The sequence below is a fragment of the Azospirillum soli genome (assembly GCF_017876165.1).
In the GTDB taxonomy this organism is placed as follows: domain Bacteria; phylum Pseudomonadota; class Alphaproteobacteria; order Azospirillales; family Azospirillaceae; genus Azospirillum; species Azospirillum soli.
Map to the genome: position 1 here is coordinate 109,031 of NZ_JAGINQ010000002.1, position 22,322 is coordinate 131,352.

Genomic DNA, 22,322 nt, shown 5'->3' on the forward strand with positions numbered 1-22,322 from the left:
ATATCGTCCGGAACGCGACCAGAGGCCCAAAGGTCCTATGCATCGTTTCGCCAACCCTGCCCGTTTCCAGCGCCTGTCCTCGGCGATTCTGCCGTGGAGCGCCGGAGCGACCGTCGTCCTGCTGATCGTGGGGCTGTACTTCTCGCTGTTCAGCTCGCCGCCCGACTACCAGCAGGGCGAGACGGTGCGGATCATGTACATCCACGTGCCCGCCGCGTGGATGAGCCTGTTCGTGTACGTCAACATGGCCATCGCCGCCGCCTGCGGCCTCGTCTGGAAGCATCCGCTGGCCGACCTGTTCGCCAAGGCCGCCGCACCCGTCGGCGCCGGCTTCACCTTCATCTGCCTCGTCACCGGCTCGCTGTGGGGCGCGCCGATGTGGGGGACGTGGTGGGTGTGGGACGCGCGGCTGACCAGCGTGCTGATCCTGTTCTTCCTGTACCTGGGCTACATGGCGCTGGTGAACGCATTCGACGATCCGCAGCGCGGCATGCGCGCGGGCAACGTGCTGCTTCTGGTCGGCATCGTGAACGTGCCGATCATCAAGTTCTCGGTGGACTGGTGGAACACCCTGCACCAGCCCTCCAGCGTGATCCGCATGGGCGGCCCGACCATCGACGGCACGATGCTGACCCCGCTTCTGGTCATGGCGTTCGGCTTCACCACCTATTTTATCACGGTGGTCCTGCTGCGCCTGAAGGCGGAGATCGTCCAGCGCAAGATCCAGACGATGCGCCTGACCGAGGCGCAGGGCTGAAGGCAGGAAGGCTGAACCATGTCCGATTTTTTCGCGATGGGCGGCTATGCCGCGTTCGTCTGGCCGGCCTACGGGGTGGCGGCGCTGGTGCTGATCGGGCTCCTGGTCGCCACCTTCAAGACCCTGCGTTCGTCCGAGACGACGCTGAAGGCGCTGGAAGGCAGTCGTCCGGCCCGCCGCCGCCCGCGCCGCAACGATGCCGCAGCGACCTCCCCCAAGGTCGGCGCGGCGGAGGTTGGTGAAGGATGACCCGCAAGAAACGCCGCCTTTACATGCTTGGCCTCGCCCTGCTGGGCCTCGGCACGGCCACCGCCCTGACGCTGACCGCGTTCGAGGACAACATCGTCTTCTTCTTCAGCCCGACGCAGTTGCAGACGCAGGACGTCGGCGACCGCAATTTCCGCCTGGGCGGGCTGGTCGAGGAGGGTAGCGTCAAGAAGCTCCCCGACGGCGTCACCACCGAATTCCGCGTGACCGACACGGTCAACACGGTCGCCGTCACCTACCGCGGCCAGCTGCCCGACCTGTTCCGCGAGGGCCAGGGCGTGGTGACCGAAGGCAGGATGGCCGGCGGCGTCTTCCAGGCGCGCGAGGTGCTGGCCAAGCACGACGAAAACTATATGCCGCCCGAAGTGGCCGACGCGCTGAAAGAGGCCGAACACTTCAAGGCGACCACCCAACCGTTGAAAACCGAGACGGTGAAGAAGGAGTAGCGGGACCGTGATCCCCGAACTCGGCCATTACGCGCTGGTGCTGGCGCTGTTCGTGGCGCTGGTGCAGTCCGGCGTTCCGCTCGTCGGCGCCGCCACCGGCAACGCCGCCTGGATGGGCGTCGCCCGCCCCGCCGCCATCGCCCAGCTGCTGCTGGTGCTGGTGGCCTATGGCGCGCTGACCTGGGCGCATGTGGTGTCCGATTTCAGCGTGTCGAACGTGGTTGCCAACAGCCACTCGCTGAAGCCGATGCTCTACAAGGTCTCGGGCGTGTGGGGGAACCACGAGGGCTCGATGATGCTGTGGGTCGTCATGCTGACCGCGTTCGGCGCGGCTGTGGCGCTCTTCGGCCGCAACCTGCCGCCGACGCTGAAGGCGCGCGTCATCGCCGTGCAGGGCATGATCGGGGTCGGCTTCCTTCTGTTCATCCTGGTCACCTCCAACCCCTTCATCCGCGTGATCCCGGCGCCGCTCGACGGCAACGACCTGAACCCGCTGCTTCAGGATCCCGGACTCGCCTTCCACCCGCCGTTCCTCTACGCGGGCTATGTCGGCTTCTCCATGGCCTTCTCCTTCGCGGTCGCCGCCCTGATCGAGGGGCGCGTGGACCCGGCCTGGGCGCGCTGGGTGCGCCCCTGGACGCTGGCCGCCTGGTCCACCCTGACCGCCGGCATCGCGCTGGGCTCCTGGTGGGCCTATTACGAGCTGGGCTGGGGCGGCTGGTGGTACTGGGACCCGGTCGAGAACGCCTCCTTCATGCCCTGGCTGGCCGGCACGGCGCTGCTGCACTCCGCCATCGTGGTGGAGAAGCGCGACGCGCTGAAGACCTGGACCATCCTGCTGGCGATCCTCACCTTCTCGCTGTCGCTGATGGGCACCTTCCTGGTGCGCTCGGGCATCCTGACCTCGGTGCACGCCTTCGCGGTGGACCCGGCGCGCGGCGTGTTCATCCTGGTCCTGCTGGGCATCGCCACCGGCGGTTCGCTGCTGCTCTACAGCCTGCGCGCGCCGACCCTGAAGGCAGGCGGCCTGTTCGCGCCGATCAGCCGCGAGGGCTCGCTGGTGCTGAACAACCTGCTGCTGTCCACGGCGACGGCGACGGTGTTCATCGGCACGCTGTACCCGCTGTTCCTCGACGTGCTGAATCTGGGCAAGGTGTCGGTCGGCCCGCCCTTCTTCAACGCCACCTTCATCCCGGTTGCGATCCCGATGATCATCGCCATGGTCGTCGGTCCCTTCCTGGCCTGGAAGCGCGCCGACCTGACCGGCGCCCTGACCCGCCTGTGGAGCGCCGCCGTCGCCACGACGGTGTGCGTCGCCATCGCCGCCTACATCACGAACGGCGGCGGGCCGCTGCTGGCGCTGGTCGGCGTGGCGCTGGCCGCCTGGGCCTTCTTCGGCTCGCTGGCCGAGTTCGCGGAGCGCATCCGCCTGTTCCGCGTGCCCCTGAAGGACAGCTGGAACCGCGCCGTCAACCTGCCGCGCAGCGCCTGGGGCATGACCATCGCGCACGCCTTCATGGGCATCGCCATCGCCGGCATGACCGGCACTTCGGCCTGGCAGTCGGAGGTGATCGAGGCCATGAAGCCGGGCCAGACGGCGACCGTGGCCGGCTACTCCATCAGCTTCGACAGCATCGGCGTGCGACAGGGTCCGAACTTCACTGCGGACGAGGGCGTCTTCACCGTCACCAAGGACGGCAAGCACATCGCCACCCTGACGCCGGAGCGCCGCAGCTATCCGGTCACCCGCATGACCACGACCGAGGCCGCCATCCACACCACCTGGCTGTCGGACGTCTACGTCGCGTTGGGCGACCCCACCCAGAACGGCACGGCCTGGATCGTGCGCCTCTACCACCACCCGCTGGTGCCGTGGATCTGGATCGGCGCCATGGGGATGATGGCCGGCGGCCTCGTCAGCCTGACCGACCGGCGCTTCCGGATCGGCGTGCCGGAACGCCGCCGCACCCCGAAACCCGCCATGCAGCCCGCCGAGTAAGGAACTGGGGGACGACCCGATGCGCCGCCTGATCTTCCTGTTGCCCCTGCTGCTGTTCGTCGGCGTCGGCGTGGCCTTCTTCCTGGGGTTCGAGCGCGACCCGCGCAACATCCCCTCGGCCCTGATCGACAAGCCGGTGCCGGCGTTCGACCTGCCGCCCCTGCCCGGCCGCAAGGAAGGGCTGTCGAACGCCACGCTGAAGGGCGACGTGACGCTGGTGAACGTCTTCGCCTCCTGGTGCATCCCCTGCAAGGTGGAACACCCGGTCATCACCCGCCTGGCGCGGGAGCAGGGCGTGACCGTCCGCGCGATCAACCACAAGGACAAGGCGGAGGACGCGCTGGCCTGGCTTCAGCGCAACGGCGACCCCTACGCCAGCATCGGCGCCGACCTCGACGGCCGCGCGTCCATCGACTGGGGCGTCTACGGCGTGCCGGAGACCTTCCTGGTGGACCGCCAGGGCCGCATCCGCTTCAAGCACGTCGGCCCCCTCACCCCGCAGGTGGTCGAGGAGCAGATCCTCCCCCTCGTCAAGCAGTTGAGGGCAGCGTCGTGAAGGTCCCGATCCTGAAAGGCGTGCTCCTCGCCCTTGCCCTGGCCCTCACCCCGGTCGCCGCGCACGCGGTCCAGCCGGACGAGGTTCTGCCCGACCCGGCCATGGAGACCCGCGCGCGCGAGATCAGCAAGGATCTGCGCTGCCTCGTCTGCCAGAACCAGTCCATCGACGATTCGAACGCCCCGCTGGCCCGCGACCTGCGCGTCCTCGTGCGCGAGCGGCTGAAGGCCGGCGACAGCAACGAACAGGTGCTGGGCTTCGTCACCGACCGCTACGGCGACTACGTGCTGCTGCGCCCGCCCTTCAAGGCGACGACGCTGTTCCTGTGGATCGGCCCCTTCATCATCCTGGCCATCGGCGCGGTGGTCACCGCCCTTTACCTGCGCGGCCGCAAGGGCACTGACGGCATTGCCGTCGGGGCCGGCGGCGCCGACACCGCCCCCCTGACCGAGGACGAGCGCCGGCGTCTCGACGCCCTTCTCAATCAAAACAAGTTGGGCAAGGAAGACGCCTGATGCTGTTCTGGATCGTCGCCGCCGCCATGACGGCGGGCGTGGTGCTGCTGATCGTGCCGCCGCTGCTGAAGCCGCGCACGCAGGCCGACTCCCGCTCCGCCTACGACCTGGAGGTCTACCGCGACCAGCTGAGCGAGTTGGAACGCGAGCAGGCGCGCGGCCTCATCAGCGAGGCGCAGGCCGCCGCCGCCAAGGCGGAGATCGGTCGTCGCATGCTCGCCGTGGCGGACGAAAAGGCCGCTCCGGCCGCCGCCACCCCGCGCAGCGCCAAGGTTCTGGCGGCGTTGCTCGCCGTCGCCCTGCCGCTGGGCGCGCTGGCCATCTACGGCAAGACCGGACGCCCGGACGCCCCGGCCCAGCCGCTCGCCTCCCGCAATCTGGAGCAGGAACGCGGTGCCCCGCCGCAGAACGTCCTCGCGGCCATGGACAAGCTGCGCGCCCAGCTTGAGCAGAACCCGGCGGATCCGCAGGGCTGGGCCATCCTCGGCCAGGCCTACGCCAAGATGGGCCGCTATACGGAGGCCACCGACGCGCTGCGCAAGGCCGTCGGCCTGTCCAAAGGCGACGTGGACATCCTGGGCAGCTACGCCGAGGTGCTGACCAGCGCCAACGGCGGCACCGTGCCGGAGGAAGCCCGCATCGCCTTCGACGGCATCCTGGAGAAGGACCCGAAGGAGCCACGCGCGCGCTTCTACGCCGCGCTGGCTCGTTTCCAGGCCGGCGATCTCAAGGACGCGCTGGAGCGCTGGCGCGGTCTGATGGCCGAATCCCCGTCCGACGCGCCGTGGGTGCCGGTCGTGCTGGCGCAGATCCAGCAGACCGCCAAGGCTCTCAACCTCGACCCGGCCGCCGTCACGCCGCAGCCGCTGCCCCCGGAACAGCCGCCGGTCGCCGAGAGTCAGGCGCCCAACGGCGGCCCCCCGCCGGCCCAGGAAAAGATGATCCGGGGCATGGTGGACTCTCTGGCCGCCCGCTTGGAGACCAACCCGGCCGACGTGGACGGCTGGCTGAAGCTCGCCCGCTCCTACTCCGTCCTCGGCGAGCGGCAGAAGGCGGTGGAGGCCACGCTCAAGGCCAAGGCCCAGGCGCCGAACCGCCCCGACGTGCTGGTCGCCTACGCCACGGCCCTGCTGTCGGCCGAGGCCCGATCCGACAAGCCCTCCTCCACCATGCCCACCGAGGCGGTGGACGCGCTCCGCCAGGCGCTGACGGCCGAGCCGGACAACCGCGACGCGCTGTGGCTGCTCGGCCTCAACGCCGCCGACGCCGGCCAGACTGCCGAAGCGTCGGACCTTTGGGGCCGCCTGCTCGCCCAGTTCCAGCCCAGCGACCCCGAATACGCCCTGATCCGCGCCCGCCTGGATGCCCTGAAGGCTGGAGGCTGAGGTTGATGCCGGGGCGGGGTTGACGGAAGGTTCCGACAGCCCCGCCCCTTCCACCCCCTTAATTGTCACAGCATCGCCGCTGAAAAGCCCGAACCCGGCAGACCATCTAAGAGGCTCGCACGACGATCAGCCGCCTCCAACGTCCCGCAGGAAGACGGGATAGGCCATATGTAGGCGAACGAAAGGCTGAGTCCGTCGGATTGCCCTCCGCGCTAGGATAGCGCGCAATCCATTCAGCCGGTCCACACCCTTAATGCCCTATGACGCCGCCTCCAGCGCCGCACCGTCCGCGACGGCACGTTCTCCGCTCCATCGCCCCCGGCTGGAAGCGGCCATCGGCTGGCTGGCTGCGGCGGGCTTGGTGTTCCTTCTGACGGCGGTGGCGGTCCTGGCCGTGGAATCGCGGCAGCGCTTCATCAGCGAGGCGTCGGAGCGCGCGGAGTCCGCCGCCCACATTCTGGCCGAGCACGCCGCCCGCCTGTTCGACGCCGCCGACCTGCTGGTCGAACACGCCGCCCACTGGACGCAGGAGTTGAGCTGGGACGAGATCGAATCGTCGCGCTCCATCTGGGAAAGCCTGCGCCATGAGGAGGAGCGCCTGCCCTTCCTCGACGCCGTCTGGCTGAACGACGCGACCGGCCGGCTGCGCCTGTCCACGATGGCCTTCCCGGTGCCCCAGTCCGACGCCGCCGACCGGGATTTTTTCCGCGCCCATCTCTCGGCCCCCGACCGGCCCTACATCAGCGAGGTGATCGTCGGCCGCGTGACGCGGAAACCGACCTTCCTGGTCAGCCGCCGCCTGAGCGACCGGGACGGCGGCTTTCTCGGCATCGCGTCGGTGACCGTGGACCCGGCCTATTTCGCGGAGTTCTACCGCCGGCTGGACTTGCCCTACGACCCGACGATCCTGATGTTCCGCACCCCGGACTTCAGCGTGCTGGTGCGCCATCCCGAACCGAACCCGCAGGCCCCCCCGCCGGTGCGGGAACTCGGGCAGCGCGCGGTGCAGGCCAACCCGGTCAGCGGCATCATGATGGGCGAGGACGCCATTTTCGCCCACCGCCGTGTCGAGCCCTGGCCCATCCACGTCGCCGTCCGCACCGAACTGGCCCCAGTGTTGGCCGCGTGGCGATGGCAGCTCGCCCCCTACGCCGCCCTGGCCGCCGCCGCCGCCGCCGCGCTGCTGGCCCTGTCCGCCTTCGGCTTCCGGCAGGCGCGGACCGCCCGCCTCGTCCAGAACGCCTTGGAGGAGCGCGTGCGCCAGCGCACCGCCTCGCTGGAAGCCGCCCTCGACCAGCGCAACGAGGCGCTGGCGCAGAAGGACCTGCTGATGCGGGAGGTCAACCACCGCATCAAGAACAGCCTTCAGGTGGTCTCCAGCCTGCTGGCCCTGCAAAGCCAGAGCATTGAGAATCCGGAACTGCGCGCCCAGCTGACCGAGGCCGGGCGCCGCGTCCGCGCCGTCAGCGACATTCACCAGCTCCTCTACAAGGTGGAGGACGTGCAGGTGATCCCCTTCCACGACTATCTGACGGCGCTCTGCCGCGACGTGGAGCGCTCGGCCCTGGCGGAGAGCGGCGACTGGCGGCTGGAACTGGCGGTGGAACCGGTGGAGGTGCCGACCGATCAGGCCGTCCCGCTCGGCCTGATCGCCAACGAATTGCTGATGAACGCGGTCAAGCACGCCTATCCGGGCGATGGGCCGAAGCCGCTTTCCGTGGGTCTTGTCCGCGTCGGCGACACCGTGCGCCTGACTGTGGAGGACCGGGGCGTCGGCCTGCCCGAGGGCTTCGACTGGCGCCGCGGTGCCAGCCTGGGCATGCGTCTGGTCCACGCGCTGTCCAGCCAGCTCGGCGCCACGCTGACCGTGGAACCGCGCCAGCCGGGCACCCGCTTCTCGGTGCAGGTGCCGTTGAACGTTTCCGCCTGAGCCCGCACCGTCAAACCGCTGCCGTCAGGCCGCCTCGGCCTTCTTCCGCTCCGCCTCCAGCGTGGCGCGGGCGCGCTCCAGATGTTCCGGCTTCATGTTCATGCGCACGGCCTGGATGGCGGCGGCCAGCACCGCCGCGTCGTCGGTGAAGCCGGCCAGGATCAGCCAATCCGGCACAACGTCCACCGGCATGATGAAATAAGCCAGCGCCGCCAGCAGCATCGCCTTGGCCTTCATCGGCGTCGCCGGATCGGTGGCGCAGTAGAAGGCGGCCAGCGCCTGATCCAGGAACGGCACGCGGTGCAGGTTGGCGCGCAGCTTGTCCCAGAAGCGGCGGCGCACGTAGGTCTCGTCCCGCTCGACCCGGATCGGATCGATGACGGTCAGGTCGGTGCTTCCGGCGGTGCCCGCGTCGGTGGCGGTCTGCATGGGATCTCCCTAGCCTGCTAAATCTCTGGCCCAAACGCCGCATCATTCCGGCTGCGGCAATCTGTTACAAAGGTGCTATCGCTCGACCAACAGCGCAACAGCGCCAACAATCCCAAAATGCAGGAGGAGCACCGCCATGGCGATGAAGAAGGGCTACAAGGATCTGCTGGCCGAGGCCAACGCCCGCATTCAGGCGATCACCCCCGGCGAGGCGCAGGCCCTGCACGGCAACCCCGACGTGGTGTTCGTGGACATCCGCGACCCGCGCGAGATCACCCGCGACGGCAAGATCCCCGGTGCCTTCCCGGCGACGCGCGGCATGCTGGAATTCTGGGTGGACCCCGACAGCCCCTATCACAAGCCGGTCTTCGCGTCCGGCAAGCGCTTCGTCTTCTACTGCGCCAGCGGCTGGCGCTCGGCGCTCGCCACCGACACGGTGCAGGGCATGGGGCTGGAACCCGTCTGCCATCTGGAAGGCGGCTTCAAGGCCTGGAAGGACGCCGGCCTGCCGGTGGAAGCCGTCGAAAAGAAGGACTAACCGTCATGGAGCAACGCCCCATGGAACAAAGGCTGAGCCTAATCACCTTAGGCGTCGCCAGCCTCCCTCGCAGCCGCCACTTCTATGAGGACGGTCTGGGCTGGACGCCGTCCTCCGCCAGCCAGGACAGCATCGTTTTCTTCCAGCTCGGCGGCATTGGCCTTGCGCTGTACGGCCGGGAGGCGCTGGCCGAGGACGCTCATCTGGCAGAATCCGGCCCGACCTCCGGCTTCGGCGGCATCACGCTCGCCCACAACGTCCGCACCCGTGAGGAGGTGGACGCGGTGCTGGCTCTCGCCGAACGGGCCGGCGGACGCATTTTGAAGCCGGCGCAGGATGTGTTCTGGGGCGGCTACAGCGGCTACTTCGCCGATCCTGACGGCCACCCGTGGGAGGTCGCCTGGAACCCCTTCGCCCCGCTGGCCGAGGACGGGAGCCTGCAACTGCCGCCCTGAAGCGAATCCCGAAAACGAAACGAGGGGGCCTAAGCCCCCTCGCGTCACACTCAAACAGTCACGCTCACTTCACGTTGGCCTTCGCCATCGAGCCGAGCCGCAGCCGCAGCGCGTTCAGCTTGATGAAGCCTTCCGCGTCCTTCTGGTTGTAGACGCTGTCTTCCTCGAAGGTCACGTAGTCCAGGCGGTAGAGCGAGTTCGGCGACTTGCGGCCGACCACGCTGACGTTGCCCTTGAACAGCTTCAGGCGAACCACGCCGTTCACCGTCTCCTGCGTCTGGTCGATCAGCGCCTGGAGCGCCAGACGCTCCGGGCTCCACCAGTAGCCGCAGTAGATCAGCTCCGCGTAGCGCGGCATGATCTCGTCCTTCAGGTGGCCGGCGCCGCGGTCGAGCGTGATGCTCTCCATGGCGCGGTGGGCCACCAGCAGGATGGTGCCGCCCGGCGTCTCGTACACGCCGCGCGACTTCATGCCGACGTAGCGGTTCTCGACGAGGTCGAGGCGGCCGATGCCGTTCTCGCCGCCCAGGCGGTTCAGCTCGGTCAGCAGGTCCTTCGGCGACAGGGCCTTGCCGTCGATGGCCACCGCGTCACCGCGCTTGAACTCGATCTCGACGTAGGTCGGGGTGTCCGGCGCCTTCTCCGGGGCGACGGAGCGGGTGAACATGTCCTCGTCCGGCTCGACCCACGGGTCCTCCAGCGCCTTGCCCTCGTAGGAGATGTGCAGGAGGTTGGCGTCGGTGGAGTACGGCGCCTCGCCGCGCTTGTCCTTGGCGATCGGAATCTGGTGCTTCTCGGCGTAGTCGAGCAGCGTGGTGCGGCTGTTCAGGTTCCACTCGCGCCACGGCGCGATGATCTTGATGTCCGGGCGGAGCGCGTAATAGCCCAGCTCGAACCGCACCTGGTCGTTACCCTTGCCGGTGGCGCCGTGGGCGACCGCGTCGGCGCCGACCATGTTGGCGATCTCGATCTGGCGCTTGGCGATCAGCGGCCGGGCGATCGAGGTGCCGAGCAGGTAGGTGCCCTCGTACAGCGTGTTGGCGCGGAACATCGGGAACACGAAGTCACGGACGAACTCCTCGCGGAGGTCGTCGATGAAGATGTTCTCCGGCTTGATGCCCAGGAGTTCGGCCTTCTTGCGCGCCGGCTCCAGCTCCTCGCCCTGGCCGAGGTCAGCGGTGAAGGTCACCACCTCGCATTGATAGGTCTCCTGCAGCCACTTCAGAATGACCGAGGTGTCGAGGCCGCCCGAATAGGCGAGCACCACTTTCTTGATCTGTTTGCCGGAGGCACCGCTCATGGGAACGCTCATGCGGAAGGGAAAAGGACGGTGCGGGACAGTAGCCCCCGCCGCCGCGATTATCAATTGCCGGAATTGTCGGCCGCCTGCACCGGCTCCGCATTCCCGGAGCGGTCGACAAAGGGCCAGCGGACGTAGGCGTAGACCCACAGCGCCAGGATGTCGGCCCCGTTGATCAGCAGGATCAGCGCCCACAACGGGCTGCGTCCGCCCTTGGCCAGCACCCAGCCGCCGAAGACCATCTTCGCCAGCAGCAGGATCGCCATGATCAGGTTGGTCGTCCAGGCGTCCAGCGACAGGATGGCCTGCCACGGCTCCCAATAGACGGCGTTCAGAAGCTCGATCATGCGGTCCTCCGGGCCTTGCGCTGCGGAGCCGCGCGGTCCGGGCGGGCGGGCCAGCGGCGCAGCGTCAGCAGCCCCAGCACGCCCACGTAGCCGACCACCGGCACGAAGATCACGAACGCCCACCAGGGCGCGAAGCCGGCGCGGCGGAAGATGCGCATCAGCGGCCACACCGCCAACACGTTGAACAGAAACAGAATCAAGCCGGGTTCGACGGCGAAAGCAGGCACGGGGTCAATCTCCAGACGGGCTCCGTTCGGCCGCGCGAAGATGAGCGCGGCGGCGGCCCGTTGTCGAGGCAAAACCGCAAGGGGCAAAACCGCAAGGGGACAAAATCACGGCGCCGCATCCCCGATTGGTGCGGCGCGGCATCATAAGTGGTAGGGTGCGCCTCCGATCGACGCTTACTCCGGGCCATCTTGGTCACGTCACCCGAAACCGGCGAGGCTGCCGCCAAGAGGCTGCCCTTTTCCGCAGCCGAGCCGTCCGGCGCGACCGTGTTCCTGCGCTTTCGCGCGGTGTTGCTTGCCTTGGTCGCCCTGGTCATCGGCGGCCTCGGCGCCGCCACCTATTACGAAATGGAGCGCGGGCGCGAACGCGCGGTCGCCGAGGCCGTGCGGCAGACGCGCAATCTCGCGCTGGCGCTGGAGGTGGACGCCGAAAGCACCTTCCGCTCCGCCGACCAGGCGGTGCTGGCCGTGGCGGACGCCCTCACCCCGCGCCCTGACGACGTGGCGTTACAAGGTGCCGCCGCGCTGGACGACGATGCCGCGCTGGCGCTGATGCGCGACCAGCTTGCCCGTGGCGTGGTCTTCCGCAACCTCATCGTCACCGACGCCACTGGGGGCATCCGGCTGGACGTGGTTGGTTCGTCGCCCGAACTCAACATCGCCGACCGTGATTTCTTCACCGTCCACCGCGACCGGGTGGACGCCGGGTCCTACATCTCCAGCCCGATGCTCAGCCGCGTCGGGCGGGGCTGGTTCGTGGCGGTCAGCCGGCGGCTCGACGACGCGCGGGGCGCCTTCGCCGGGGTCGTCGTCGCGGTCGTCGATCTCGGCCGGTTCGAGCGCTTCTACTCCTCCCTGAACGTCGGACCCAACGGCACCCTCACGCTGTGGAGCCGGGACGGCACGGCGCTCGCCCGCCATCCCCGGGACGAGCGGCTGGCCGCCAGCGGGGACGGGAGCGGCAAAGACCGCATCGACCATATTCCCCGCATCACCGAAGGCGTTTCCGAGGAGACGCTGGAAGGTCCATCCCCGGTCGATGGGACGGAGCGCATCGTCACGGTGCGGGCGGTGAAGGGGCTTCCCCTGTCGGTCGCGGTGCGCGTCGCGTCGGTCGATTTCTTGGCCGAATGGCGCGCCGCCACGCGCCAGGGCCTGTTGGAAATGCTGGGCATGTCGGCCTTGGTCGTCGTGCTGACCGCGCTGCTGCTGCGCCATCTGAAGCGGCTGGAAGCGACCACCCGCGCCCTGCACGACAGCGTCGCCGAACGCTCGCGCATTGAAGACAGCCTGCGTGAAAGCGAGGCGCGCCAGCGCTCCTACCTTGATGCGGCGATGGAGGGCTTCTTCGTCACCGATGGGCAGGGCCGTTATGTGGACGTGAACCGCGCCGCCTGCCAGACGCTGGGCTATGCGCGGGAGGAGATTCTGGGCTGGCGCGTACCGGACATCGTTCCCGACGGCCATCCGCTGACCGAGGCCAGCCGCGAGGGCTTTCGCACCGTGCGCCGGGCCGGGCTGTTCCGGGGCGAGATGGTGCTGCGCCACAAGGAACAGGGCGCCATCCTGGCCGACGTCAACGCGGTCCGGCTGAACGACGGGCGGTATCTGGGCGTCATCCGCGACGTGACCGAGCGGCGGCGGGCCGAGGAGGCGCTGCACGCCACCACCAGCCGCCTGACCGCCCTGGTCCACGCTCTGCCCGATCTGGCCTTCATCCTGGACGGCGATGGCGTGTACCGCGAGGTGATCGCCAACGCCGACGAATCCCTTCTGATCGCCCCCGCGCAAGGGATCGTCGGGCAGAGCATCCGCGACCTGATGCCCGCCGATCTGGCCGAAACACTGATCACCGCCCTGCGCCGGACCATCGAGACCGGTCAGCCGCAGCTCATCGAGTATCAGCTGCTGGTGCCGGCCGGTGCCCGCTGGTTCGAAGGGCGGACCCAGGCACTGCCGCCGGGCTTCGCCCCGACGCCCAAGGTCCTGCTTCTGGTCCGCGACGTGACCGACCGCGTGCAGACGGCCGAACGCCTCGCCACCGCCAAGGAACTGGCCGAGGCCGCCAACCAGGCCAAGAGCGCCTTCCTCGCCACCATGAGCCACGAGCTGCGCACGCCGCTCAACGCCATCATCGGCTTTTCGGACATCATGGTGCACGAGATGTTCGGGCCGCTCGGCAGCCCGCGCTATCTCTCCTACGCCCAGCACATCCAGAGCAGCGGCACGCACCTGCTGGACCTGATCAACGACGTGCTCGATATGTCGAAGCTGGAGGCCGGGCGCTACGCGCTGGAAGACCGGCGGATCAACGTGATGGCGTTGCTGCACGACTGCGCGGATCTCGCCGCCGTGTCGGCCCAGCAGGGCGGCGTCACGCTGGACATCGCACCCGCCCCCGGCCTGCCGAACCTGAACGCCGACGAACGGGCGGTGCGTCAGGTGGTGCTGAACCTGCTGTCGAACGCGGTCAAGTTCACGCCAAAGGGCGGCCGGGTCGCCATGGCTGCTAGGATGCTTGACGACGGAAGCCTCTCGGTCACCGTCGCCGACACCGGCATCGGCATCGCGCCGGAAGCCCTGCACGTTATCGCCGAGCCGTTCCGGCAGGCCGACAACTCGATCAGCCGGCGCTTCGGCGGCACCGGACTCGGCCTGTCGATCAGCCGCAATCTGATGGAACTGCACGGCGGTTCGCTGACCATCGACAGCACGGTCGGCGAGGGCACCACCGTCACCCTCCTCTTCCCACCCGTGCGGGTCCCGGCCGAGGAGGCGACGGCGGAAGCGGCATCTTAACAGCACTCTGCCACGCCCGAGGAGCGTCGGATCGCGCTACGCTGGCCCTTGGGGCTCGGAAACACGAAGCAACAAAGATCAGAAGAGACGTCAGACCGGGTGGCCCAGCAGGTCGTGGATGGCTTCGGCCAGCAGGCGGACGGGCTTGGCCGCCACGCCGGGGGCGCGGTGCAGGGCGATGTCGATGTCCGGCAGGTCGGGGAAGCCTTCCGCCCGGCCGATGCGGCGCAAGGCGGGCGGCACGGTGCAGGCCTCCATCGCCGTCACACCGAGACCTCCCAGGATCGCGCCGTGCACGGCGACGACGCTCTTGCTGATGAAGGCGGCACGCCAGTCACGTCCCATTCCTTCCAACGCCGCAACGGCGAGGTCGCGCACCACGCAGCCCTTGGGGAAGAGGGCCAATGGCAGCGGGTTTTCCCGCTCGATGGCGCCGTGCGGGGGCGCCACCCAGGCGACGGGTTCGCGCCGCACCAGTTCGCCGCTTTTGGTGTCGGGGTGGCGTGTGACCAGAGCGAGGTCGTAGCGGCCCTTGTCGATTTCGGCCACGAGGTCGGGGCTGTTGTCACAGATCACCTCCACCGGCACCTCGGGGTAGGAGGCGGCGAAGCGCGCCAGAACGTCAGGCAGCAGCATGGTGGCATAGTCGTCCGGCGTGCCAATGCGCACCGTGGTCGCCAGGACCGGCCGCTGCATCAGGGACATGACCTCGTCGTTGAGCGTCAGCATGCGCCGGGCGTAGGTCAGCAACACCTCACCGTCACGGGTCAGGCGGACGCCCTTGGTGTCGCGCTCGAACACGCGCTTGCCGACGACCTCCTCCAACCGGCGCACCTGCTGGCTGACCGCCGCCTGGGTGCGGAACAGCACCTCGCCCGCGCGCGTGAAGCTGCGCGCGTCGGCGACGGCGACGAAGGCGCGCAACAGGTCGGTGTCGAGGTTGGCCGGCATGGGGGCATTCTATCCAAGGTGTCGGGCCGAGTAGCGGGTGCCGTTCAACGCGGGGCTGGTCGTCGCAGCCAGTCGTCGCGGGCAAACCATCATCACGATTTGTGATGATCCTCATAAAGCCTATTCGTTTCCAAGATTTTTCGCGCGGGCGCAGGGTGCCCTCCACGAAACGGAGGGTCGTGTTATGGGTGTGTTGGGCGCGATGACGCGTGTGGTTCTGGAGGCGGGGCGGACGAACCGGAGGGTGCCGGAGCCTGCCCCGGCGCCGGTCGAGGAAAAGGCTTGGCGGTTCCGGCTGGCCTACATGCCGGCCTTGCCAATGGTGATGGGGTTGCTGATCGTGGTGGGCGCGGTGGGTGGCCTTGGGGGGTGACCCACCTCAGGTGGAGACCTCGGCCGAGGAGTCCGAAGGCTGTGTGGGCGAAGGCTGGGTGGGCGCGGGTTGGACGGCCGGAGGCTGGGGGCTCTCCGGGGCTGGCGTCGCGACGGGTGCCGGCGGGGGCGCGGGATCGCCCGGCGGCGGGGCGGGAAGTTCCTTCGCCTCGATCGTCTCGTCGGGCTTCCTGTCGTCCGGCTTCGGCGTGTCCTTGGCCGCTTCCTTGGTCCCGTTCTTGGTGGGTTCCGGGTCGGGCAGGACCGAGTAGTCGGCGACGATGCGGGCTTGGCTGCCGGTGATGACCAGCACCTTCTGGCCGACGGGAATGGGGGCTTCTTCCCGCTGGGTCACCGACAGCAGATCGCCGTCGGGCTTGCGGACGATGTATTCCCAGCCCGTGGTGTCGCCGGTCACATGCTCGATGGACGTGCCGAGCAGGCTGCCGATGGCCGTGCCGCCGACCGCGCCCAGCGCGGAGTTGATGCCGAACTGGCCCGACTGCGACCCAAGCACGCCGCCGGCCGCGCCGCCGGTAACCGCGCCGACCGTTCCGGTGGCGCTGATCTGCACCTGGCGAAAGCCGATGACCTCTGCACGCTCCACCTTGTTCGCCTGCTGAACCGCGGTGGCGGAGTAGGTGGTCGGAGAGTAGCTGGGGGAGCAGCCTGCGGCGAGGCCGGCGAGGATGACGGCGCACAGGCCGGACGTGACGGATCGCGACACGGGAAACCATCCGCTTGAAAGCCAGCCGGTGTGATAGGCGATCCGGTTGCCGGAGTCATCCGACAATTTTCGAACCCTGGTCAGGATTGGGCGGAAGGTCGCAGGGCCGCGCCGGAAAACGCTCTTTGACAATGCGAAGGGAAGCCGCAATATTCCGGCGAATTCGCATACAAATCTACTGATGGCCACGGGAGCGGCCGATCGTTCGGCGCGACGCGATGGACGGAGAATCGGATGGACGGGGAATTGGGCGGACGGAGAATTGACGGTATGACGGACACGTCCTCCCCTGCGCCCCTCGATCCCTCCGTTCTCATGGAAATCATCAAGGCCCAGACCGAAGTCGCCCAGTTGGGGCACGACCTCGGCGGGGTGATGGAGTTCGTCGCGGATCGCGTCCAGCATCTGACGGGGGCGGCCGGCGCCATCGTCGAGCTGGCCGAGGGCGGAGAGATGGTCTATCGCGCCGCCGTCGGCATGGCGGCCCCCCAGCTCGGGCTGCGGCTGAACCGGGTCGGAAGCCTGTCCGGCATGTGCGTCGAGCAAGGGCACATCCTATACTGCGAGGATTCCGAAACCGACGACCGCGTCGATCGGGAAGCCTGCCGCAAGGTGGGGCTGCGGTCGATGGTCGTGGCCCCGCTGATCCATGCGAAGAACGTCGTCGGCGTTCTGAAGATCGCCTCGCCCCTGCCGGTTGCCTTCGCCGAGCAGCACCTGAAGGTTCTGGAACTCATGTCCGGGCTGATCGCGGCCGCCATGTTCCATTCCGCACAGTACGAGACGAACGAACTCTACCACCGCGCGACCCACGACGCGCTGACCGGGCTGGCCAACCGGGCGCTGTTCTATGATCGCCTGCGCCAGGGGCTGGCGCTCGCCCGCCGCAAATCCAAGCAGATCGGCATCCTCAACCTGGACATGGACGGGCTGAAGCCGATCAACGACACCCACGGCCATCGGGCGGGGGATGCGGCGATTCGCGAACTGGCCTCGCGCATCGGACGGGCCGTGCGGCAGTCGGACACCGCCGCGCGGCTGGGCGGCGACGAGTTCGGCATCATCCTGCCCGACATCGAGGACCGCCGGAGCGCCGACATGTTCGCCGAACGGATCGCCGAGGAGATCCGCTCGCCCTTCCATTTCGAGGACCGGACGCTGCCGCTCGACGCCAGCATCGGGACGGCGGTGTTCCCCGACGACGGCGAGGAACTGGACGTGCTGCTGGAGCGAGCCGACCAGTCCATGTACGCGGTCAAGCGCACCCGCAAGCGCCGCTGAGCCTGTGTCGTCGAAGGTTTTTGGGTCCAGGGCCGCCGGCCCTGGCCGGGGGAATTGAAAAGGGGGCCGGCGGCCCCCTTTTCCTTGGCGAAGCAATCCGGCCGGAGCCTTACTCGTCGCCCATCTTGAGCGCGGCGATAAAGGCGCTCTGCGGGATTTCGACCTGGCCGAACTGCCGCATGCGCTTCTTGCCTTCCTTCTGCTTGTCCAGCAGCTTGCGCTTGCGGCTGATGTCGCCGCCGTAGCACTTGGCGGTCACGTCCTTGCGCATGGCGCTGATGCTCTCGCGGGCGATGATCTTGCCGCCGATGGCGGCCTGCACGGCGATCTTGAACAGCTGGCGCGGGATCAGCTCCTTCAGGCGCTCGCAGAGCTGGCGGCCGCGCCGCTCGGCCTGGCTGCGGTGGACGATCATGGACAGCGCGTCCACCACCTCGGCGTTCACCAGGATGGACATCTTCACGAGGTCGCCTTCCTCGTAGCCGTCCATCTGGTAGTCGAAGCTGGCGTAGCCCCGGCTGATCGACTTCAGGCGGTCGTAGAAGTCGAAGACCACCTCGTTCAGCGGCAAGCGGTAGACCAGCATGGCGCGGGCGCCAGCGTAGGTCAGTTCGATCTGCTGGCCGCGCCGCTCGGTGCAGAGCTGGAGGACGCCGCCCAGATACTCGTCGGGCAGCATGATGGTGGCCTTGATCCACGGCTCCTCGATGCGATCAATCTTCATCACATCGGGCATGTCGGCCGGGTTGTGCAGGTCCATGACCGTGCCGTTGGTCATGTAGAGCTTGTAGACCACCGAAGGCGCGGTGGTGATGAGGTCCAGGTTGAACTCGCGCTCCAGCCGCTCCTGGATGATCTCCAGATGCAGCAGGCCGAGGAAGCCGCAGCGGAAGCCGAAGCCCAGCGCCGCCGACGTTTCGGCCTCGTAATGGAAGCTGGCGTCGTTCAGCTTCAGCTTGCCCAAGCTGTCGCGCAGGCGCTCGAAGTCGGCGGCGTCCACCGGGAACAGGCCGCACCACACCACGGGGATGGACGGCTTGAAGCCGGACAGCGGCTCCGGCGCCGGGCGGCGGTCCTCGGTGATGGTGTCGCCGACCTTGGTCTGGGTGATGTCCTTGATGGCGGCCGTGATGAAGCCCATCTCGCCCGGCCCAAGCTCGCCGGTCAGCAGGGCCTTCGGTGTGAAGACGCCGACGCGGTCCACGTCGTGGGCGCTGCCGGTGGACATGAAGCGGACCTTCTGGCCGACCTTCAGCTTGCCGTCCACCACGCGCACCAGAATGACGACGCCCAGGTACGGGTCGTACCAGCTGTCGACCAGCAGGGCCTTCAGTTCGCTGTCGGCGTTGCCCTTCGGCGGCGGCAGGCGCTGCACGACGGCTTCCAGCACGGCGTCGATGTTCAGGCCGGTCTTGGCCGAGATCTCGACGGCGTCGGAGGCGTCGAGGCCGATCACGTCCTCGATCTGCTGCTTCACGCGGTCGGGTTCGGCGGCCGGCAGGTCGATCTTGTTGAGGACCGGGATGATCTCGTGGTTGTTGTCGATCGCTTGATAGACGTTGGCGAGCGTCTGCGCCTCCACGCCCTGCGAGGCGTCCACCACCAGGATCGAGCCCTCGCAGGCGGCGAGGCTGCGGCTGACCTCGTAGGCGAAGTCGACGTGGCCCGGCGTGTCCATCAGGTTCAGCGTGTACTGCTGCCCGTCCTTGGCCTTGTAGAGCAGGCGGACGGTCTGCGCCTTGATGGTGATGCCGCGCTCGCGCTCGATGTCCATGCTGTCGAGCACCTGTTCGCGCATCTCGCGCGCGTCGAGGCCGCCGCACTGCTGGATCAGACGGTCGGCAAGGGTCGACTTGCCGTGGTCGATGTGCGCGATGATCGAGAAATTGCGGATGTGCGAAAGGTCAGTCATCGGTGCCCGGAGCCCTGGTTTGGGCCGGAACATAGGGCGGACGGGGGATTGGTGCAATGATGGCGTGGACAAGAGCCGTCGGTTGCCCCAATCCCGGCTCCTTCACGCCACCAGCGCGGGCGCAATTTCCCGGTAAAGCTCCATGTACTCCTCCGCCGGGCCGTGCCAGCCGAAGTCGCGGGTCATGGCGCGCTGCTGCATGGCGTGCCAGCGCTCGGGCTTGCGGTAGAGGGTCGCGGCGCGGCGCAAGGCCCAGGTCAGTTCCTGCGCCGTCGGGTTGACGAACTGGAAGCCGGTGGCGCTGCCGTCGTTGGCGGCGGCCGGGTTGGCGTCCACGATGGTATCGGCGAGGCCGCCGGTGCGGCGGACCAGAGGCAGGGTGCCGTATTTCAGCGCGTAGAGTTGCGTCAACCCGCAGGGCTCGGACCGGGAGGGGACCAGCAGGATGTCGGCACCCGCCTGGATGCGGTGGGACAGCGCCTCGTCATAGCCGATGGTGACGCCGACCGAGTGCGGGTACCAAGCGGCGAGGTGGCGGAAGCCGGCCTCGCTCGCGTGGTCGCCGCTGCCGAGAACGGCCAGCTGGCCGCCCCAGGCGACCCACTGCGTCGCGGCCTCCAGCACGAGGTCCAGGCCCTTGTGCCAGGTCAGGCGGCTGACCACGCCGGCCAGCGGCGCGTCGGGCCGGCGGTCGAGGCCGAAGGCGGCCTGAAGGTCGGCCTTGCACAGGTCCTTGCCGCCCAGATCCTCGGCGCTGTAGCGGGCGGCGATGTGCGGGTCGGTGGTCGGATCCCAGATGTGATAGTCCACGCCGTTCAGGATGCCGGTCAGCGAGTCGGCCCGCCCGGCGAGCAGCCCTTGCAGGCCCATGCCGTGCTCGTCGGTCTGGATCTCGTGGGCGTAGGTCGGGCTGACCGTGGTCAGGCGGTCGGCGTAGAGGCAGCCGGCCTTCAGGTAGCCGATGCCGCCGTAATACTCGACCCCGTCGATCCGGTAGGCCGAGGAGGGCAGGCCCAGGTCGCCCATCATCCAGGCACCGAACTGGCCCTGATAGGCGATGTTGTGGATCGTCATGACCGTCGCCGGGCGGAACGGCCCGTCGAACCGGTCGGGGCGGAGCGTCAGGTAGGCCGGGATCAGGCCGGTCTGCCAGTCGTGCCCGTGCAGCACGTCCGGCCGCCACCACGGGTCATAGGCGTCGTGCGCCGCGAAGCCCGACGCGCACCAGGCCAGCGCGGCGAAGCGCTGGGCGTTGTCTGGCCAGTCGTTGCCGTCCGGACCCAGGTACGGGTTGCCCGGCCGGTTGTAGAGCGACGGCGCGTCCAGCGCGTAGGCCAGGACCCCGTCCGGCGTGCGGCCGATCAGCAGCTGGGCGCGGTCGCAGCCGGGCAGGTCGGTGATGAGATCGCCGACCTCGTGCAGGTTGGTCAGGCCGTTCAGCACCGCCGGATAGCCGGGGAGCAGGAGGCGGACGTCCGCGCCGGCGTGGTTGAGGGCCGGAGGCAGGGCGGCGGACACGTCGGCCAGCCCCCCGGTCTTGACGAGCGGGTAGCATTCCGGCGTGACGAACAGGACGCGCATAACGGGTCGGTCTTTCGGCTTCTTGGTCTTCTTATCGGACTAAGCTAGCGGACTAAGCTCATTCCTCGTGGGACAGGGCGCAGGGCGTTATTTCGCCGGATCGGCGCTTTCCAGGCGGTCGATCATGTCCTGCGTGATCAGGCAGACGCCGCCCTCGCTGCGGTAGAAGCGCTTGGCGTCCAGCTCCGGATCCTCGCCAACGACGAGGCCCTCGGGGATCGTCACGCCACGGTCGATGACCACCTTGCGCAGGCGGCAGTGGCGGCCGATGTCGCAGTCCGGCAGGATCACGGCCTCGTGCAGCTCGCTGTAGGAGTTGACGCGCACCTCGCTGAACAGGAGCGAGTTCTTCACCAGCGAACCGGAGATGATGCAGCCACCGGAGACGAGGCTGTCCACCGCCATGCCGCGCCGGTCCTCGTCATCGAAGACGAACTTCGCGGGGGGCAGCTGCTCCTGGTAAGTGAAGATCGGCCACTCGCGGTCGTACATGTTCAGCTGCGGCGTGACGTGGCAGAGGTCCAAGTTGGCCTCCCAATAGGCGTCGATGGTGCCGACGTCGCGCCAGTAGGGTTCGGAATCCGGGCCGTTGAGAATCGCCGAATCGGCGAAGTCGTGCGCCATCACGCGGCAGCCGTTCTTCACCATCCAGGGGATGATGTCCTTGCCGAAGTCGCGGCTCGATCCCGGCTCGTTGAAGTCGCGTTCCAGCTGTTTGTAGAGGAATTCGGCGTTGAAAACGTAGATGCCCATGCTGGCCAGCGCCTTGTCGGGCTTTCCGGGGATGGCCGGCGGGTCGGCGGGCTTTTCCACGAAGTCGATGACGCGCTGGGTCTCGTCGATGTGCATGACGCCGAAGCCGGTCGCCTGCTCGCGCAGGACCTCGATGCAGGGGACCGTGACGTCGGCCTTCTTGGCGATGTGGTCCAGCAGCAGCGCGCCGTAATCCATCTTGTAGATGTGGTCGCCGGCCAGGATCAGGATGTATTCCGGGTCGTGCCCGCGCAGGATATCCAGGTTCTGGTACACGGCGTCGGCGGTGCCCTGGTACCAGGCGGTCTCGCTGATGCGCTGTTGGGCGGGCAGCAGGTCGCAGAACTCGTTCATCTCGCCGCGGAAAAAGTTCCAGCCGCGCTGAAGGTGGCGCAGCAGGCTGTGCGACTTGTACTGGGTCAGCACGCCGATGCGGCGGAAGCCCGAATTGATGCAGTTCGACAGCGCGAAATCGATGATCCGGAACTTGCCGCCGAAATAGGTGGCGGGCTTGGCGCGCCGGTCGGTCAGCTGCTTCAGGCGGCTGCCGCGTCCGCCGGCCAGAACCAGAGCCACCGCGCGGCGCGGCGCCAGACGCAGATCGCGTTTGTCGAGCATTGGAGTTTCCCTTGATTTTTCTTGTCGCCGACCATCGGAGGCCGCCCAACGGGGGGTGCGAGAGTCCCCGAATGGGCGGCGCCAAGCGTGACCGTGCCACATTCCTCCCCACCGGGCCAATAGGCGGAGGGGGAAGGGGGCGGAATAGGCCCACGGGCTAAGCCCTGTGCAGGAAAG

Annotated in this window: 22 protein-coding genes; 13 read left to right on the forward strand and 9 right to left on the reverse strand. The window is 68.2% G+C overall.

Going from position 1 to position 22,322, the window contains the following annotated elements; all coding sequences use genetic code 11:
* Positions 1–37: 37 nt before the first annotated feature.
* The 8 genes from J2852_RS03480 to J2852_RS03515 all read left to right on the forward strand — a co-directional run bounded on the left by J2852_RS03480 (position 38) and on the right by J2852_RS03515 (position 7,855).
* Positions 38–757, forward strand: a complete 720-nt coding sequence (locus tag J2852_RS03480; protein WP_209871002.1) for a heme ABC transporter permease — start codon at positions 38–40, stop codon at positions 755–757.
* Between the two features lie 18 nt (positions 758–775).
* Positions 776–1,006, forward strand: coding sequence for a heme exporter protein CcmD (gene ccmD, locus J2852_RS03485; protein ID WP_209871005.1), 231 nt, complete (start codon positions 776–778; stop codon positions 1,004–1,006).
* On the forward strand, positions 1,003–1,470 hold the full coding sequence (gene ccmE, locus J2852_RS03490; RefSeq protein ID WP_209871008.1) for a cytochrome c maturation protein CcmE: 468 nt from the start codon (positions 1,003–1,005) through the stop codon (positions 1,468–1,470). Before ccmD ends, ccmE begins: the two co-directional genes overlap by 4 nt.
* Positions 1,471–1,477: 7 nt before the next feature.
* Complete coding sequence (locus J2852_RS03495; protein ID WP_209871011.1) at positions 1,478–3,469, forward strand: heme lyase CcmF/NrfE family subunit; 1,992 nt, start codon at positions 1,478–1,480, stop codon at positions 3,467–3,469.
* A 19-nt stretch (positions 3,470–3,488) separates the two neighbouring features.
* Positions 3,489–4,025 carry a DsbE family thiol:disulfide interchange protein gene (locus J2852_RS03500; RefSeq protein ID WP_209871014.1) on the forward strand — a complete coding sequence of 179 codons (537 nt, stop codon included), beginning with the start codon at positions 3,489–3,491 and terminating at the stop codon, positions 4,023–4,025.
* Positions 4,022–4,540, forward strand: a complete 519-nt coding sequence (locus J2852_RS03505; protein ID WP_343206675.1) for a cytochrome c-type biogenesis protein — start codon at positions 4,022–4,024, stop codon at positions 4,538–4,540. Before J2852_RS03500 ends, J2852_RS03505 begins: the two co-directional genes overlap by 4 nt.
* Positions 4,540–5,925 (forward strand): c-type cytochrome biogenesis protein CcmI, encoded by a 1,386-nt coding sequence (gene ccmI, locus J2852_RS03510; RefSeq protein ID WP_209871018.1) that lies wholly within the window; start codon positions 4,540–4,542, stop codon positions 5,923–5,925. Before J2852_RS03505 ends, ccmI begins: the two co-directional genes overlap by 1 nt.
* A gap of 253 nt (positions 5,926–6,178) precedes the next feature.
* Positions 6,179–7,855, forward strand: coding sequence for a sensor histidine kinase (locus tag J2852_RS03515; protein WP_209871021.1), 1,677 nt, complete (start codon positions 6,179–6,181; stop codon positions 7,853–7,855).
* A 24-nt stretch (positions 7,856–7,879) separates the two neighbouring features.
* On the opposite strand, the gene J2852_RS03520 is transcribed toward J2852_RS03515, so the two are convergent.
* Positions 7,880–8,284 carry a YkvA family protein gene (locus J2852_RS03520; RefSeq protein ID WP_209871024.1) on the reverse strand — a complete coding sequence of 135 codons (405 nt, stop codon included), beginning with the start codon at positions 8,282–8,284 and terminating at the stop codon, positions 7,880–7,882.
* Between the two features lie 136 nt (positions 8,285–8,420).
* On the opposite strand from J2852_RS03520, the gene J2852_RS03525 reads away from it, so the two are divergent.
* Both J2852_RS03525 and J2852_RS03530 read left to right on the forward strand, forming a co-directional pair.
* Positions 8,421–8,822, forward strand: coding sequence for a rhodanese-like domain-containing protein (locus J2852_RS03525; protein ID WP_209871027.1), 402 nt, complete (start codon positions 8,421–8,423; stop codon positions 8,820–8,822).
* 20 nt (positions 8,823–8,842) lie between these two features.
* The gene (locus tag J2852_RS03530) at positions 8,843–9,277 is read left to right on the forward strand and encodes a VOC family protein (RefSeq protein ID WP_209871029.1); all 435 of its coding nucleotides are present in this window, start codon (positions 8,843–8,845) and stop codon (positions 9,275–9,277) included.
* Positions 9,278–9,341: 64 nt separating this feature from the next.
* Here the strand turns inward: J2852_RS03530 and J2852_RS03535 are convergent, their stop codons facing one another.
* The 3 genes from J2852_RS03535 to J2852_RS03545 form a co-directional block, all read right to left on the reverse strand.
* Positions 9,342–10,577 carry an argininosuccinate synthase gene (locus tag J2852_RS03535; RefSeq protein WP_209871032.1) on the reverse strand — a complete coding sequence of 412 codons (1,236 nt, stop codon included), beginning with the start codon at positions 10,575–10,577 and terminating at the stop codon, positions 9,342–9,344.
* 62 nt (positions 10,578–10,639) lie between these two features.
* The gene (locus J2852_RS03540) at positions 10,640–10,924 is read right to left on the reverse strand and encodes a hypothetical protein (protein WP_209871035.1); all 285 of its coding nucleotides are present in this window, start codon (positions 10,922–10,924) and stop codon (positions 10,640–10,642) included.
* Positions 10,921–11,151 (reverse strand): hypothetical protein, encoded by a 231-nt coding sequence (locus J2852_RS03545; protein ID WP_209871038.1) that lies wholly within the window; start codon positions 11,149–11,151, stop codon positions 10,921–10,923. The genes J2852_RS03540 and J2852_RS03545 overlap by 4 nt, the downstream gene beginning before the upstream one ends.
* Positions 11,152–11,340: 189 nt before the next feature.
* Between J2852_RS03545 and J2852_RS03550 the strand changes: the two genes are divergently transcribed.
* Positions 11,341–13,950, forward strand: a complete 2,610-nt coding sequence (locus tag J2852_RS03550) for an ATP-binding protein (protein WP_209871041.1) — start codon at positions 11,341–11,343, stop codon at positions 13,948–13,950.
* Positions 13,951–14,040: 90 nt separating this feature from the next.
* On the opposite strand, the gene J2852_RS03555 is transcribed toward J2852_RS03550, so the two are convergent.
* Positions 14,041–14,901: a LysR substrate-binding domain-containing protein gene (locus tag J2852_RS03555; protein ID WP_209871044.1), complete on the reverse strand. Its 861-nt coding sequence runs from the start codon at positions 14,899–14,901 to the stop codon at positions 14,041–14,043.
* A gap of 202 nt (positions 14,902–15,103) precedes the next feature.
* Here J2852_RS03555 and J2852_RS03560 point away from each other — a divergent pair, with 202 nt between their 5' ends.
* Positions 15,104–15,274 carry a hypothetical protein gene (locus J2852_RS03560; RefSeq protein ID WP_209871048.1) on the forward strand — a complete coding sequence of 57 codons (171 nt, stop codon included), beginning with the start codon at positions 15,104–15,106 and terminating at the stop codon, positions 15,272–15,274.
* 6 nt (positions 15,275–15,280) lie between these two features.
* On the opposite strand, the gene J2852_RS03565 is transcribed toward J2852_RS03560, so the two are convergent.
* Complete coding sequence (locus J2852_RS03565) at positions 15,281–16,000, reverse strand: outer membrane lipoprotein (protein WP_211112089.1); 720 nt, start codon at positions 15,998–16,000, stop codon at positions 15,281–15,283.
* Positions 16,001–16,270: 270 nt separating this feature from the next.
* Here J2852_RS03565 and J2852_RS03570 point away from each other — a divergent pair, with 270 nt between their 5' ends.
* Positions 16,271–17,281: a sensor domain-containing diguanylate cyclase gene (locus J2852_RS03570; RefSeq protein WP_209871049.1), complete on the forward strand. Its 1,011-nt coding sequence runs from the start codon at positions 16,271–16,273 to the stop codon at positions 17,279–17,281.
* 109 nt (positions 17,282–17,390) lie between these two features.
* Here J2852_RS03570 and lepA read toward each other — a convergent pair whose 3' ends face one another.
* From lepA to glgC, 3 genes are all read right to left on the reverse strand, one after another.
* On the reverse strand, positions 17,391–19,193 hold the full coding sequence (gene lepA / locus J2852_RS03575; RefSeq protein ID WP_209871060.1) for a translation elongation factor 4: 1,803 nt from the start codon (positions 19,191–19,193) through the stop codon (positions 17,391–17,393).
* Positions 19,194–19,295: 102 nt separating this feature from the next.
* Complete coding sequence (gene glgA / locus J2852_RS03580; RefSeq protein ID WP_209871063.1) at positions 19,296–20,774, reverse strand: glycogen synthase GlgA; 1,479 nt, start codon at positions 20,772–20,774, stop codon at positions 19,296–19,298.
* Between the two features lie 87 nt (positions 20,775–20,861).
* Positions 20,862–22,145, reverse strand: a complete 1,284-nt coding sequence (gene glgC, locus J2852_RS03585; protein WP_209871066.1) for a glucose-1-phosphate adenylyltransferase — start codon at positions 22,143–22,145, stop codon at positions 20,862–20,864.
* Positions 22,146–22,322 lie beyond the last annotated feature (177 nt).

Bases quoted from the DNA above. Each gene is read 5' to 3' on its own strand.
- J2852_RS03560 (WP_209871048.1), top strand. From the start codon at position 15,104: ATGACGCGTGTGGTTCTGGAGGCGGGGCGGACGAACCGGAGGGTGCCG.
- J2852_RS03520 (WP_209871024.1), bottom strand. From the start codon at position 8,284: ATGCAGACCGCCACCGACGCGGGCACCGCCGGAAGCACCGACCTGACC.
- J2852_RS03500 (WP_209871014.1), top strand. From the start codon at position 3,489: ATGCGCCGCCTGATCTTCCTGTTGCCCCTGCTGCTGTTCGTCGGCGTC.
- lepA (WP_209871060.1), bottom strand. From the start codon at position 19,193: ATGACTGACCTTTCGCACATCCGCAATTTCTCGATCATCGCGCACATC.
- ccmI (WP_209871018.1), top strand. From the start codon at position 4,540: ATGCTGTTCTGGATCGTCGCCGCCGCCATGACGGCGGGCGTGGTGCTG.
- ccmD (WP_209871005.1), top strand. From the start codon at position 776: ATGTCCGATTTTTTCGCGATGGGCGGCTATGCCGCGTTCGTCTGGCCG.
- J2852_RS03530 (WP_209871029.1), top strand. From the start codon at position 8,843: ATGGAACAAAGGCTGAGCCTAATCACCTTAGGCGTCGCCAGCCTCCCT.
- J2852_RS03540 (WP_209871035.1), bottom strand. From the start codon at position 10,924: ATGATCGAGCTTCTGAACGCCGTCTATTGGGAGCCGTGGCAGGCCATC.
- J2852_RS03480 (WP_209871002.1), top strand. From the start codon at position 38: ATGCATCGTTTCGCCAACCCTGCCCGTTTCCAGCGCCTGTCCTCGGCG.
- J2852_RS03515 (WP_209871021.1), top strand. From the start codon at position 6,179: ATGCCCTATGACGCCGCCTCCAGCGCCGCACCGTCCGCGACGGCACGT.
- J2852_RS03525 (WP_209871027.1), top strand. From the start codon at position 8,421: ATGGCGATGAAGAAGGGCTACAAGGATCTGCTGGCCGAGGCCAACGCC.
- glgA (WP_209871063.1), bottom strand. From the start codon at position 20,774: ATGCGCGTCCTGTTCGTCACGCCGGAATGCTACCCGCTCGTCAAGACC.
- glgC (WP_209871066.1), bottom strand. From the start codon at position 22,145: ATGCTCGACAAACGCGATCTGCGTCTGGCGCCGCGCCGCGCGGTGGCT.
- J2852_RS03555 (WP_209871044.1), bottom strand. From the start codon at position 14,901: ATGCCGGCCAACCTCGACACCGACCTGTTGCGCGCCTTCGTCGCCGTC.
- J2852_RS03570 (WP_209871049.1), top strand. From the start codon at position 16,271: ATGACGGACACGTCCTCCCCTGCGCCCCTCGATCCCTCCGTTCTCATG.
- J2852_RS03535 (WP_209871032.1), bottom strand. From the start codon at position 10,577: ATGAGCGGTGCCTCCGGCAAACAGATCAAGAAAGTGGTGCTCGCCTAT.
- ccmE (WP_209871008.1), top strand. From the start codon at position 1,003: ATGACCCGCAAGAAACGCCGCCTTTACATGCTTGGCCTCGCCCTGCTG.